General features: G+C 40.3%; 14 protein-coding genes. 10 read left to right on the forward strand and 4 right to left on the reverse strand.

From position 1 onward, the window contains the following. The first annotated feature begins 79 nt into the window (after nt 1-79). Both JYB65_RS00200 and mutY read left to right on the forward strand, forming a co-directional pair. Entirely contained in the window at nt 80-1,051 is a 972-nt protein-coding gene (locus JYB65_RS00200) for a sensor domain-containing diguanylate cyclase (RefSeq protein WP_206580576.1), read from the forward strand. Between the two features lie 22 nt (nt 1,052-1,073). Continuing rightward, complete coding sequence (mutY, locus tag JYB65_RS00205) at nt 1,074-2,150, forward strand: A/G-specific adenine glycosylase (RefSeq protein WP_209010464.1); 1,077 nt, start codon at nt 1,074-1,076, stop codon at nt 2,148-2,150. A gap of 246 nt (nt 2,151-2,396) precedes the next feature. On the opposite strand, the gene JYB65_RS00210 is transcribed toward mutY, so the two are convergent. Continuing rightward, nucleotides 2,397-3,170, reverse strand: coding sequence for a 4-hydroxy-tetrahydrodipicolinate reductase (locus JYB65_RS00210; protein WP_206580577.1), 774 nt, complete (start codon nt 3,168-3,170; stop codon nt 2,397-2,399). 376 nt (nt 3,171-3,546) lie between these two features. Here JYB65_RS00210 and JYB65_RS00215 point away from each other — a divergent pair, with 376 nt between their 5' ends. The 7 genes from JYB65_RS00215 to JYB65_RS00245 all read left to right on the forward strand — a co-directional run bounded on the left by JYB65_RS00215 (nt 3,547) and on the right by JYB65_RS00245 (nt 10,516). Beyond that, entirely contained in the window at nt 3,547-4,443 is an 897-nt protein-coding gene (locus JYB65_RS00215) for a helix-turn-helix transcriptional regulator (RefSeq protein WP_206580578.1), read from the forward strand. Between the two features lie 66 nt (nt 4,444-4,509). After that, complete coding sequence (locus JYB65_RS00220; protein ID WP_206580579.1) at nt 4,510-4,950, forward strand: GyrI-like domain-containing protein; 441 nt, start codon at nt 4,510-4,512, stop codon at nt 4,948-4,950. Between the two features lie 146 nt (nt 4,951-5,096). Then, a complete protein-coding gene (locus JYB65_RS00225) occupies nt 5,097-5,789 on the forward strand; it encodes a hypothetical protein (RefSeq protein WP_206580580.1) in 693 nt (230 codons plus the stop codon). Nucleotides 5,790-5,802: 13 nt separating this feature from the next. Next, nucleotides 5,803-6,321: an O-acetyl-ADP-ribose deacetylase gene (locus JYB65_RS00230; RefSeq protein WP_206580581.1), complete on the forward strand. Its 519-nt coding sequence runs from the start codon at nt 5,803-5,805 to the stop codon at nt 6,319-6,321. Nucleotides 6,322-6,406: 85 nt separating this feature from the next. Then, nucleotides 6,407-6,973: an N-acetylmuramoyl-L-alanine amidase family protein gene (locus tag JYB65_RS00235; protein ID WP_206580582.1), complete on the forward strand. Its 567-nt coding sequence runs from the start codon at nt 6,407-6,409 to the stop codon at nt 6,971-6,973. A gap of 382 nt (nt 6,974-7,355) precedes the next feature. Further along, nucleotides 7,356-9,257 (forward strand): acyl-CoA dehydrogenase family protein, encoded by a 1,902-nt coding sequence (locus JYB65_RS00240; protein ID WP_206580583.1) that lies wholly within the window; start codon nt 7,356-7,358, stop codon nt 9,255-9,257. A gap of 56 nt (nt 9,258-9,313) precedes the next feature. Next, the gene (locus JYB65_RS00245) at nt 9,314-10,516 is read left to right on the forward strand and encodes an FprA family A-type flavoprotein (RefSeq protein WP_206580584.1); all 1,203 of its coding nucleotides are present in this window, start codon (nt 9,314-9,316) and stop codon (nt 10,514-10,516) included. A 66-nt stretch (nt 10,517-10,582) separates the two neighbouring features. On the opposite strand, the gene JYB65_RS00250 is transcribed toward JYB65_RS00245, so the two are convergent. The 3 genes from JYB65_RS00250 to JYB65_RS00260 all read right to left on the reverse strand — a co-directional run bounded on the left by JYB65_RS00250 (nt 10,583) and on the right by JYB65_RS00260 (nt 12,896). Further along, nucleotides 10,583-11,488 carry a precorrin-6B methylase gene (locus JYB65_RS00250; RefSeq protein ID WP_206580585.1) on the reverse strand — a complete coding sequence of 302 codons (906 nt, stop codon included), beginning with the start codon at nt 11,486-11,488 and terminating at the stop codon, nt 10,583-10,585. Between the two features lie 95 nt (nt 11,489-11,583). Beyond that, nucleotides 11,584-12,237, reverse strand: coding sequence for a class I SAM-dependent methyltransferase (locus JYB65_RS00255; protein ID WP_206580586.1), 654 nt, complete (start codon nt 12,235-12,237; stop codon nt 11,584-11,586). Between the two features lie 14 nt (nt 12,238-12,251). Further along, nucleotides 12,252-12,896, reverse strand: coding sequence for a nitroreductase (locus JYB65_RS00260; protein WP_206580587.1), 645 nt, complete (start codon nt 12,894-12,896; stop codon nt 12,252-12,254). 197 nt (nt 12,897-13,093) lie between these two features. Between JYB65_RS00260 and JYB65_RS00265 the strand changes: the two genes are divergently transcribed. Then, on the forward strand, nt 13,094-13,546 hold the full coding sequence (locus JYB65_RS00265) for a redoxin domain-containing protein (protein ID WP_206580588.1): 453 nt from the start codon (nt 13,094-13,096) through the stop codon (nt 13,544-13,546). Nucleotides 13,547-13,692 lie beyond the last annotated feature (146 nt).

Below are 13,692 nucleotides of genomic sequence, written 5' to 3' on the forward strand. Positions count from 1 at the left end.
CGAAATGGTTGCTTTTGATAGGATCTCTGTAAGCCAGTTAAAAACTTGTCGGCGATAGTTATATAGAGGGAAGACTGATATGCGTATTTCAAAAGAATATATTCGCTACAAATATATGATAGAAAATATAAAAGATATTATTTGGGAAATGAATGCCAACTTTATCTTTACTTTCGTGAGTATGGCGGCAAAAGAAACATCAGGATATGAAGCGAAAGAGCTAATCGGACGATGTATGCTGGATTTTTTGACTCCAGAATCAAAACAGCATGTAATGGAGAGATGGAAACAACGGGTTGGCAATAAGGACAGCTTAAAAAAAGTTATTCTATATGATGTGGAGTTTATTTGTAAGGACGGGAAGATTATTTGGGTTGAAGTTTCTGTAAAACCTATCACGGATAACAGCGAACTGATCGGCTATATTGGTGTAACAAGGGATATCTCGGAAAAAAAAGCGTATGAAAATGAACTTAAAAGATATATTGAAGAGCTTAAAAGTGCCAATCAACGGTTGGATGAATTAGCCACCTTTGATCTGTTAACCGGTGCATATAATCGGAGAAAGTTTGAGCATTTTGTGAATTTGTTCATTGAGGACAACGCAAAGCATGATACCCCTTTTTCTATTATTATGTTTGACATTGACTTTTTTAAGCGTATCAATGATACCTATGGACACAAAACGGGAGATCGCATACTGCGAGAAATTACAGCCGTCGCTAAACGGGCCGTAAGGGAAGGCGATAAAATCTTTAGATGGGGCGGAGAAGAATTTATTATCTTACTGCCGGGAGAATCCATTAAAGGTGCCTACGAAATTGCCGAAAAAGTAAGAATGGCAATAGAGATGAATGACTTTGCAATAGAAAATGATAGGATTACGGTTAGTTTAGGTGTAGGTGAATATGATATGCTGGATAACATAGATCAGTTTGTATCCCGCATCGACAACGCACTTTTAAAAGCAAAATCCAATGGAAAAAATAGGGTAGAAGTGATCGAACTAAGGGCAGACGAAGAGCTGCAGATACAAAATTATTTAGGTTAGATCTACACACAGGAGCTGAGATTTGAAAAAAACAATAGAATTAATTGAAAACGTAAAAACCATCAAGCAGTTTCAATCGGACTTATTAGTTTGGTATGATAAAAAAGCCAGAGTATTGCCATGGAGAAGTGAACCGACTCCTTATCGAGTATGGATTTCCGAAATGATGCTGCAGCAAACCAGAGTAGATACGGTCATTCCATATTTTATGCGGTTTCTTACAGAGCTTCCGACCATACAGGATTTAGCTGAGGTAGAGGAGGATAAGCTGTTAAAACTGTGGCAAGGATTGGGTTACTATAATCGTGCTCTTAATTTGAAAAAAGCGGCCCAAATCATCGTCAGTAAGTTTGCGGCACAGCTTCCCTCAGAAAAAGAAGAATTAGTCTCGTTACCCGGAATAGGCCCTTATTCGGCCGGAGCAATTGCCTCTATTGCTTTTGGGAAAGCAGTTCCTGCTGTGGATGGAAATGTTTTGCGTATTCTGTCCAGGCTCCTAGCCAGTAAAGAGGATATCACTAATACTAAAATAAAAAAAGAATTGGAAGAGATCGTAACACTGCTTGTGCCGGCGGAAAGACCCGGCGATTTTAATCAAGCCTTAATGGATTTAGGTGCAACAATCTGCTTACCAAACGGAGAGCCGCAGTGCACAGAATGTCCGGTGCAAACACACTGTAAGGCATATAAAGAGGAATTAACGTCAGATATTCCGGTTAAATCCGTTAAAAAAGCGCGCGCGATTGATAAAAAGACGGTATTTGTGATCATCGCAGAAGGAAAATTTGCACTTCGCAAACGAGATGAGGGAGGATTGCTGCCTAACCTTTGGGAATTTCCAAATGTAGATGGGTATTTAACGCAAAAGCAGAGTGAACAGTTGTTACAGGAAATGGGGATCACGCTTAAGCAAATTCAGCCGATTAAAATGTCAAAGCATATATTCAGCCACCGGGAATGGCACATGAAAGGCTATTTTGTAGAAGGTGAGGTTCTTTCATCATCGAATTTCACTTGGGCAACGGAAGAAGAAATCCGGCATCAATACTCTATTCCGACTGCATTTAAAGCCTTTATGAAATATTGTCAGAACGAATAAGGAATCTCAATTCAAGTAAAGAGAAAAGAGTGTCTCAAAACAAATTATAAATTTATTTTGGGACACTCTTTTTAAAGAAATGATTTAATTTTTTTATTTTTTCTTCATTTATAATCAAATGATAATTTTGGTAATCTAGCTTAATCTCTTCTTTTAAATTTTTTAATAAATATTCTCATAAATAGTAGATAAAATTTGCGATGTACAGTTGTATGATTTTGTAAAATAAAACGCTGTCATAAATAGTTAAATACTTTCAGCGGTAGAAGGACAAGCCATGATGAGCGATAATGCTTGCTCCATCGTGTACAGTCCTTTTTCTTTAGTCATGATCCATTTTGCCGCATAAATGGCACCTTCTCCAAACGCAGACCTGTTTATTGATTCATGAACTATTCGGATTGTTTGATTAGGAAGGCCGAAAATCACTTCGTGTTTTCCGACAATTCCTCCTACTCGGATAGAATTAATGTGCGTCTCTTTATCTATTCCCAGGTCTTCGGCAATCCTTAAGGCCGTTCCTGAAACTCCTTTTTTCCCTTTAAAATGCTCTTCAATGATTTCTATGTCAGCATTTGGGACAACTTTTTGGAGTAATTTAGATGCTTCAATCAGGAAATTGATTCCTAACGTAATATTCGGTGAATATAGTACAGCCGTATTAAGGCTGAGTTTTTTTAATTGACTAATGTCTTTTGGATCATAATTGGAAATAGCCGATACTACGTGAATGCCTTTATCTGCTGCGCTTTGGTATTCTGCCACTGCACATGAGGTAGAAAAATCAACAATCACATCGACTTTATTGTCATCGTAAAAATTATTAAAGTCAACATTTTTAATTGAAAATATTTTCCCTTCCTCGTGCTCGTGTCCTAGTAATTGACTAGCCATTTCCCCTTCGTTTTTGTCACTTTGTCTTAAAACCCATTTTAATTCACAATCTGGGTCTTTAACAATTTCATTTGCTACAACAGAACCGGTTTTCCCAAATCCAAATAAGCCTATCCGTATCTTCATATAAAACCCCCTTCCTATTCTTCGTTACCTTCTCAAGTGACTTATCTATATAGTCTATAAAAAATAAGAGATCGAACGGCAACCCTTTCAAGATTAAGCTATAATTTTGCTAGCTTTTTTACTTTTCTAGTTAGTCTAACAAAAGCTTGCCCTTATTACAACGTTTTATACGATTATATATTTCAAACCGACATTTGGATGAAAATTATGGTACAATATTAAGTATATATTTGTAATAAATTCGATTAATATAGGGTTTAAGGAAACAGCAAGACAATCATAATCAACCATTTATGAAACAGGCAAGATTCGATGCATATATGAAAACAGGTTGATAAATGAACAGAAACGAATTGATAAAAATAAGGTGGATCATATGCAAATTAATCGATTATTTGAAATCGTGTACATATTGATGGATAAAAAGACAATAACGGCGAAGGCGCTTGCAGAGCGATTCGAAGTTTCTACGAGAACGATTTATCGGGACGTTGAAACCTTATCCTGTGCGGGAATTCCTGTTTATATGAGCAAAGGAAAAGGAGGCGGCATTTCCCTTCTTCCTGACTTTGTATTAAATAAGACGGTTTTGACGGACGAGGAAAAAGAAGAAATCTTAGCTTCTTTAAAAGCAGTAAGTGCCGTTCATCTCAGTGAGACCGATACTGCGCTGAAAAAACTAAGCTGCTTGTTTGGAGAATCTAACACGGACTGGATCGAGGTGGATTTTTCGTCATGGGCGAACATTCAAAATGAAACCGAAACCTTTCATACCGTTAAATCAGCAATTTTAGAGAAGAAGATGATTCGCTTTTCGTATGCCAACGTAAAAGGGGAGTCTTCTAACCGTGAAGTGGAACCTTTAAAACTTTGTTTTAAAGGGGGAGCTTGGTACTTGTTTGGATTTTGCAGATTAAAGCAAGGAGAACGTTTTTTCAAATTAAGACGAATAAGAAAATTAGAGGTCTTAGAAGACTATTTTATTCGTAAGTCACCGTCGCAAATATTTTTGGAGGATACGAGTTTTCATGAGGAATTCGTGACACTCAAATTAAGGTTATCTCAAAAAGTAGCGTTTCGTGTGTATGATGAATTTGATTCCTATGAAGAGCAGAAAGACGGGAGCTTCATTGCAGAAATTCATTACCCGAAAGGCGAGTGGATCTTTTATTATGTCACGTCTTTCGGGGAACATGCAGAAGTGTTAGGACCCATTGATGTCAGAAATGATGTAAAAACAAAATTGCAGAATACACTTAAACAATATTTTTAATATGACATACAGTTGTCTTATTTTATGGCATACAATAGCCTTATCAATGTGAAGGAGGTATGTACTATGAATTATGAAATTGTAAATCTAGATCAAAAAACTATTGTTGGGGTGAGTGCTATAACCGGTAACCAAGACCCTGAAATGGGGACAATCATCAGCGGTCTGTGGGAAAAGTTATATGAAGACGGGGTAAACGCCGCCATAAAAAACAAGGTGAATGAGTATGCAATCGGGCTTTATTCCGATTACTCAGGGGAGCAATACTGCGTTACAGCCGGTAATGAGGTTTCTAAGGCAGAAAATGAAGGACTGGCAGTCAAGGTGATTCCTGCCGGTAAATATGCAAAATTTTCCGTCCATGGAAATATGGCAACGGCAGTAGCGGAAGCATGGGAAAAGATATGGCAGATGGATTTGGACAGGAGTTTTTCCGCAGATTTTGAAGAGTATCTGAACAGTGACTGGGAAAATGCAGATATTGACATCTATGTGGCTTTAAAATAGTCTTTTCAGACGGTATGAGCTTGCCGATGAAATACGTCCTACAGGAACCTGTGAGACGTATTTTTTGATGCACTAGATGGTAAAATTTGCATTGCAAACCCCGTAAAGTTCTGTCAAAATATATTGTATAAGGGGAGGGGAAATGAATGAAAATACGATTCGGCAGGATTTTAATGCTAGGGATTCCTCTGGGGATTCTCTGCGCTATTTTTAAGAATCATTTTAACATTTCAAATGATGCGTTTTGGAAATACTATTATATCTTTGGCATAGCCGCAATATTGCTGGCTGTTCTAATTAACGGCGCGTACCAATTTCGATTTGCAAAGAAATTAAATGCGTTGACCGAAATATTGCTGACCGATAGAGATGAGGAGCGGTTTATTGCGGAGAACGAAGAGCTGCTCCGCAATACAAAAGAAAGACATCATAGGGCTCTTATATACCTCAATCTCTGTGCAGGATATTCCGACAAAGAGGCTTTTGAAACAGCCAAGGAAATGCTGCTGAAGGTGCCGGAACAGGATTTCAGGGGAATCAACAAGCTGGTATATTATATAAACTTGGCTTATATTGACTTTAGGCTCCTTGAAGTACAGGAAGCACTTGCTGTTTTAAGAAGGTTTGACAAACAATTTACTAATCTACAGAATCACAAGCAATTAGGCGGGCATTTAGCAATTCTGAAAATATTTGATTTAATTTATACGGAACAAACAGAAGAGGCACAACCTCTGCTGCTATCCTCAAAAGAAAAATGGACGGACAAGCGGTTGGAAAAAGCGTGGGTATATCAGCAGAGGTTAATTGACGAACGAAAGCAAAGAACAATAGAATAGGAGTGAAAAAATAATGGTTAAATTAACAGCGGTTCTGGGTGACATTACAACGATAAAATGTGATGCAATTGTCAATGCGGCCAACACCTCACTTTTAGGCGGAGGAGGTGTTGACGGAGCCATTCATCGAGCTGCGGGACCAAAACTGCTGGAAGAATGCCGAACCTTGAACGGATGTGAGACGGGAAAGGCGAAAATAACAAAGGGATACAATTTACCGGCGGAATACGTCATTCATACCCCGGGCCCAATCTGGCACGGCGGAAGTCATCATGAGGAAGCCTTGCTCGTAAGCAGTTATAAAAGTTGTATTGAATTAGCAAAGGCACACGGATGCTATCATATTGCTTTTCCATCTATCAGCACCGGTGTATATCGTTTCCCATTGGATAAAGCCTCTGAAATTGCGGTAAAGACAATCTTACAATGTTGCAAGGAAAGCAGTCAACCATTTACGATTGAAATGGTGTGCTTTAACGAAAATGTAAAAAATTATTATGATGCAGCTATTCGAAAATATGTTACGGTGTAACTAAAATAAAAACTCTTTTCATCTTTTTTCATATAATAAATAAAAATATTGTTTTTATATAAAAATTTTGAAATGGAGTAACACGATGGCAATTAAAATATTTATTGACCAAGGGCATAACCCTCAGAATCCAAATGCCGGCGCCGAAGCAAATGGAGTCAGAGAGCAGGATGTCAATTATGAAGTAGGGGTGAGATTGGCGGACTTGCTGAACAATAATCCGAACTTTGAAGCAAGACTATCTCGAAATACGCCCACGGAGCAGTTAGGAACAAGCACGGCGAGCAGCCTTCAAAGCAGGGTCTATATGGCCAACAGCTGGGGGGCCGATTGGTTCATTAGTCTACATTGCAATTCCAACCCTAATCCGGACATCAGCGGCAGTGAAGCTTATGTGCATACGGCAGAGACCCCTGCATATAATATGGCTACTAGACTTTTAGAAGGTTTAAATTATATGACGGGCTTACAAAACAGAGGGGTCTTTATCAGACCGACACTTTATGTACTTAGGGCAACCGCTATGCCTTCTATTTTGGTAGAGATGGGCTATTTGACAAATGAGAACGATGCTTTTTTGCTTTCAACTGACCCACAGAGCTTTGCAGTAGGTATTTATAACGGCATATTGCTCTACTATGGACTGTTGTAAGCTTTGGCTGATTTTTTTTAAAGACATGAGCTCCTTTATGAAAGCTACTTTAAAATGGGGAACTATAGAAAGATAATAAAACCCGCTGCATACTAAAAATAAATTTAGTATGCAGCGGATTTTGCATTTAGCAACTGAAGCGGAAATGGATAAAAACGAATTAATAAGTTTGAAGTGTAAATTTTAGGGAATAAGAGAACTATTGAGAATTTCAATTATTAATGAAAGAGGTTAACCTTCCAAACAAGAAAAATTTAGAGAGATAAAATGCTATTTCTATCGATGAAAAGCTAATTATCAGATGTAGACCATTTGAATTACAGTTTTTATATGATTTCTGGCTAAAAAGTATCATAAATTTATTGTTCAAGGAGGAAAAGATATGTTTTTTAAAACTACGGAGCAACATGAAAATCTGAGAAGTGAAATCAGAAAGTTTGCGGAAGAGGAAGTGAAGCCCATTGCATTTTTGATGGATCAAGAAAACCGATTCCCTTCAGAAGCCATTCGAAAATTGGCTGACATGGGAATGATGGGGATTCCGTATTCGGAAGAATACGGCGGAGCAGGATTGGATGTAATAAGCTATGCCATTGCGGTGGAAGAATTATCAAGAGTGGATGGCGGTACCGGCGTTATTTTGTCTGCTCACACATCACTCGGAACGTATCCTATTTTAGCGTATGGAACAGAAGAACAGAAACAGAAATATTTGATTCCGCTTGCGAAAGGAGAAAAGCTCGGTGCCTTCGGTCTCACCGAAGAAAATGCCGGCAGTGATGCAGGCGGTACGGAAACGACTGCTGTACTAGAAGGCGATTATTATATGTTGAATGGTGGAAAGATTTTTATCACCAACGCAGGAGAAGCGGATACCTATATTATTTTTGCAGTGACGACTCCGGATATAGGTACCCGGGGCATCAGTGCATTTATTGTAGAGAAGGACTGGGAGGGCTTTAGTGTCGGTAAACATTACGATAAGATGGGTATTCGTTCTTCCGCTACAGGGGAATTGATTTTTAACAATGTGAAAGTACCGAAGGGAAATCGATTGGGCAACGAAGGCGATGGCTTTAAAATTGCCATGGCCACTTTGGACGGCGGGCGTATTGGGATTGCGGCTCAGGCCCTCGGCATTGCTCAAGGGGCTTATGAGCATGCCTTGGAGTATTCAAAAGAAAGAGTTCAATTCGGAAAACCGATATGCCACCAACAGGCAATTGCTTTTAAGCTTGCAGACATGGCGACAAAGCTAAGAGCCGCCAGATTGCTTGTTTACAGCGCAGCAGCATTGAAAGAAAATCATGAGAATTATGGCATGGAATCCGCGATGGCGAAACAATATACCTCTGATGTCTGTCTGGAGATTGTCAATGATGCACTTCAAATATTCGGCGGAACCGGATATTTAAAAGGTATGGAAGTTGAGCGAGCTTATCGAGATGCTAAAATATGCACGATATATGAAGGGACGAATGAAATCCAACGTGTTGTTATTGCTGCGCATATCATCGGAAAGATTCCGAAGGCTGATGTGAGGGTGAATCAGCATCAACCTGCTACAGGATACCGCAAGAAAGTCCTATTTAACGAAGGAACTTCCGAAGAAAAGGTAGCGGCTCTTGTGGAAGCGCTTAAGGCAGATGGCTATGATTTCACCGTCGGTATACCGATGGATACCCCTATCACGAAAGCGGAGAGGGTAGTTAGTGCCGGACAGGGAATCGGTGCAAAAGAGAATATGACGCTAATAGAAGAACTGGCCCTTCAAGCAGGCGCTGCCGTAGGTTCTTCCAGGCCGGTTGCTGAAACTCTCAAATATGTCCCGCTAAACCGTTACGTTGGGATGTCCGGTCAGAAATTTAATGGGAATCTTTACGTGGCATGCGGTATTTCAGGGGCAGGACAACATTTAAAGGGCATAAAAGATGCCACTACAATTGTTGCAATAAATAATGATCCAAACGCAAAGATTTTCAAAGTTTCAGACTACGGCATAGTCGGCGACCTCCTAGAGATCTTGCCGTTACTCACAGCTGCATTGGATAATGGAGAGGCGAAGAAGGAAGCACCTCCAATGAAAAAGATGAAAAGAACCGTTCCTAAAAAGAGTGCACCGACTTGGAAACATTATGTTTGCAACGGATGCGGTTACGAATACGATCCGGGTTTAGGGGATCCGGAAGGGGAAATTCTTCCAGGTACGCTTTTTGAAAATATACCGGAAGAATGGACTTGTCCGATATGCGGTGAAGAAAAGGCTGAATTTATAGAAATCTAATTGATTTGATGAGTAGACACTAAAGATGCTTTTTAGTGTAAAGGAGGATTAAATTCATGTATTGTGTTAGAAATATAACGGAAGATCTTTATTGGATCGGAGGAAATGACCGTCGGCTTGCTCTCTTTGAAAACATTCATCCTATTCCTCGAGGGGTTTCTTATAATTCTTATCTTCTTTTAGATAAGAAAACCGTACTCTTTGATACAGTGGACTGGTCCATTTGTCGTTCATTTCTTGAAAATATTAAGCATGTGCTGAACGGCAGGACGCTGGACTATATGGTCATCAATCATATGGAACCGGACCACGCAGCGTGCATTGAAGAGATTATTCTGCGTTACCCGGATGTAAAAGTGATATGTACAGAAAAGGCGGCTATGCTTATGCATCAGTTCGGGTTCGACATTGACGATGGAAGACAAACGCAGGTGAAAGAGGGAGATATGATGTCTTTTGGCAAGCACAAAGTTGTATTTGTAGCTGCCCCGATGGTGCACTGGCCGGAAGCAATGGTAACCTATGATACGACCGATGGGGTATTGTTTGCTGCGGATGCTTTTGGCTCCTTCGGCGCGTTAGACGGAAAGCTGTTCAATGATGAAGTAAACTTTGACCGCGACTGGATTGATGATGCCAGAAGATATTATACCAATATCGTAGGCAAATATGGGCCTCATGTTCAGACCTTGTTAAAGAAGGCCGGTGGACTTGACATAAAGTATATCTGTCCGCTGCATGGACCGGTATGGCGTAACGATTTCGGGTACTTACTTGAAAAATACGACAAGTGGAGCCGATATGAGCCTGAAGAAAAGGGCGTCATGATTGTGTATGCATCTATGTATGGAAATACAGAGGCTGCTGCCAATGATCTGGCAACGAGGCTGGTAAAAAAGGGAATGACGAATGTAGTGATGTATGACGTATCGCAAACCCATGTTTCCTATTTGATCTCAGAGACATTCAAATACAGCCACGTGGTGCTTGCAAGTGTAACCTATAATCTGAACATTTATCCGCCGATGCTTACCTATCTGGCGGACATGAAAGCATTGAATCTCCAAAAACGTACGTTTGCGTTGATTGAAAACGGCTCATGGGCTCCTCAGTCCGGCAAACTAATACATGAATTCCTAGACGGAATGAAAGAAATGACTATCTTAGACAAAGAAGTATCATTGAATTCGGCCATGAAGGAAGACGATCAGAGTGTATTTGATGATTTGGCTGACAGCATCATTGAATCCATGAAGTAATGAGAGATGCTAAATAAAAATAAAGGCACAGGATGATTTTTATCTTGTGCCTTCTTTTTTTATCAATCAGTATTTACTTTTGCAAGAGATAAGCCAAGGTGCCGGAAATGGTTCCACCATATTTTTGCTGTTTACTCTTGATACGGCTACGTGTAAAGCTTCTGTGCGTCCTAGTCCGTTTTCACGGCATAAGGTAGAAAGAGAAGCTAAAATCTCAAAATCCAACGTGTAGATAACAAATTCCATCAAGGGATTGATGGTTAATAGGCGTTTGATTTCCTCTTCAATTCTAGGAGAAGCAACTATAAATGCTATATCCGGAATTGGCAAAGTATCTAAGATCACATCATTCAAAGACTTGACGATTGTTACGTTGTTCAGTCCAAATTTTGCAATATTCTCTTCCATTGTATTACGGTCTTTACTGTCGTACTCTACAGCAATGACATGACCCTCCGAAACGATCATGGCAGACTCTACGGCAATACTTTCCCCGGAGATGATGCATATATTATTCCGGTCGCCTAAATTGAGCTTATTCATGATAACCGCCCGAACTTCTTGGCATACATAATGAACTGAATTGCATGCGAAACGTCGGTTCTCAATACCGATCTGATAATTTGTTGCAGCATTAGGATTCAGGATCAACATAGCTGCAGAAGCATTAATCCCGCGATTGATCATGCTGGAGAGTTTATCATGCTTGATCTCTCCGGACGGATCGGAGCCTTCATTGTACCAGACTTCGCAATCTCCTAATTCAGAATTCCACATATCGTAGAAGATATCCGGATGTCCGGCGTCTATAAAGACCAGCACTGCTCGGTTGCTCATAACGGTTGACATCAAGTTTTTATTTTTTCCAGTCATGTCGAGCATTTTTAACTCTGCCAGGTTCATTTCAACGTTCTGCGAAAAATATCGAAGCCAAGATAAAATGACCTCATTCGTAAATATTGTTTGTTCCACAGCTTGTACCTCCTTATTATTGATTATCATCATACCATATTATTAGAATTTGTGAAGATAAGGAGAAGACACATTTATTTTTTTCTTTATTCTGTTCATTTAACACATTTGAACCAGACCATTGAACCGTCCAGATGGAAATCGACGCTTTGGTACAAATCGTTTAGTTTTCTATGTAAGCTTTCCTTGGTATCAAAAGGAGGGGTAAACCATCCTTTTTTAGATAAAAAAGAATAAACGAAAAGATCCGTTATTTTAGATTGCCCACAGATATAGAAGCATGCTAAAAAGCTGCCGCCTTTTTTTAACACGCGATAGGTCTCGAAAAAAGCCCTTTCCTTATCAGGGAAAGCATGAAAGCCATTCATACTCAGTACCGTATCAAACATTTCATCCTTGAAGGGCATATTCCCTACATCGCCTTGATAAAAGCGTATATTGTCGGCCTGTTCAAGACGTTTTTTCGCCTGATCCAGCATATCTCCGCTGCAATCCAGACAGCTGATAGAAGCAGACGGTAAAGTCTTATACTTTTTCCAAGTAAACGTCGCTGTTCCTACCGGTACATCCAATAAGCTCCCGCAATAGTCATTCGGAATGTATTGAAGAAGACGGTTTGCTATATCCGTATCATCTACGCCGTTCCAAAACAAACGAATATAAAGTTTGCTCCACCATCTGCTCTGAGTTAATACATCATCATAAATATTTTTAGATTTTCGATAGGCTGTAATAATTTTATCATCCATATTTTAAACCTTCATTACTCGAAAAATCGAACAGTTTCATCAATCGGGCTCCTGCTGCTGATAAAGCTGTTGATTTTATTCTCTTTGTCGGCATATCCGATTGCAATGCCAATGGTAAGTTGGAGGTTATCCGGGATTTTTAGTTCACGCCGTAAAACGTCAGGATAAAGCATAAGCGTGATTGCTGGCACCGTGGACAATCCGCGTTCGATTGCCGCGAGCATGATGCTCTGAGCATAAGCGCCGATGTCATACATCGACCATTCGGACAAAACTTTGTCCATACAAATATAAATAACAGCAGGAGCGTTGAACATCGACTGGTTGAGCGCACCAAACTGCTCTACGACATCGCCGCAATCGCGAACCATATCAGGATGAAGCTGCTTCTGGTGTCTTATGGCTGCTTCCGACCAATTGGCGGGACGCGGCGTTTCCGGTGCAGCAACGGCTTTATCCGCATATTTTTGTTTGTAACCTTTTTTAATACTTTCTAATGTATCTCCCATAGCAACAAATACTTCCCACGGCTGGGAGTTGGCCCATGACGGAGCACGGACTGCGGCTTCCAAAACCGCTAATAGTTCTTCTTTTCCGACTGGTTTTGGCAGAAAAGCTCTGGTCGAATGTCTTGAATTGAGTGCTTCGATTACATTCATATAAAATTCCTCCATTCTTCTGATTTAATTATATTCTATAACACCCGGCGGCTATGTCAAGAACTGATCTTTTTAATCCGAACTCTCTTTCAAGTAAAGTTTTTCTCACTTGTGTGGTATAATAAGAACATCAGAGCAGGATCGCCTGGACTGGCTCCGCTCTCTACACATCATTTAAATACAGGAGGGAATAAAATATGGATGCAATTCAAGTGGGGGTAATGGCCCCTGATTTTAACCTGCAAGACGGGTTTGGCAAGGAAATTCGACTGTCCGACTATAGGGGCAAACAGGTGCTGCTGTCCTGGCATCCGTTCGCCTGGACCGGCGTGTGCACTGACCAGATGCGCGCGCTGGAGGTACACTTCGATGACTTCGCTGCGAAGAACACCGTTGCCATTGGTCTAAGCGTTGACGCAGCACCCGGAAAAAAGGCGTGGGCAACGGTTCTATGCATTGAGAACACCCCCCTTGTCAGCGACTTCTGGCCGCAGGGCAAAGTCGCGCTGGACTACGGCGTGTTTATGTCAAATCATGGATGCTCCGGTCGGGTCAACGTCTTAGTCGACGCACAGGGCATCGTTAAATGGGTAAAGGTCTATGCCCTCGGGGAGCTGCCGGACATCGATGAGGTTTTAGCGGCACTGTAAATTGTTCCTATGATACCGTGGTCTTAGCGGAAAACTATGCCCTTTCGGGCTCGAATCCCTTTAATCACAAAATAAAATAAGCCCCAAAGGAGCTTATTTTATTTTGTGGAAAGTTAGGGCAAAAAAGATATATAAAGATATTTTTA

The organism is Clostridium aminobutyricum (assembly GCF_017255415.1).
In the GTDB taxonomy this organism is placed as follows: domain Bacteria; phylum Bacillota; class Clostridia; order Peptostreptococcales; family Anaerovoracaceae; genus Aminipila; species Aminipila aminobutyrica.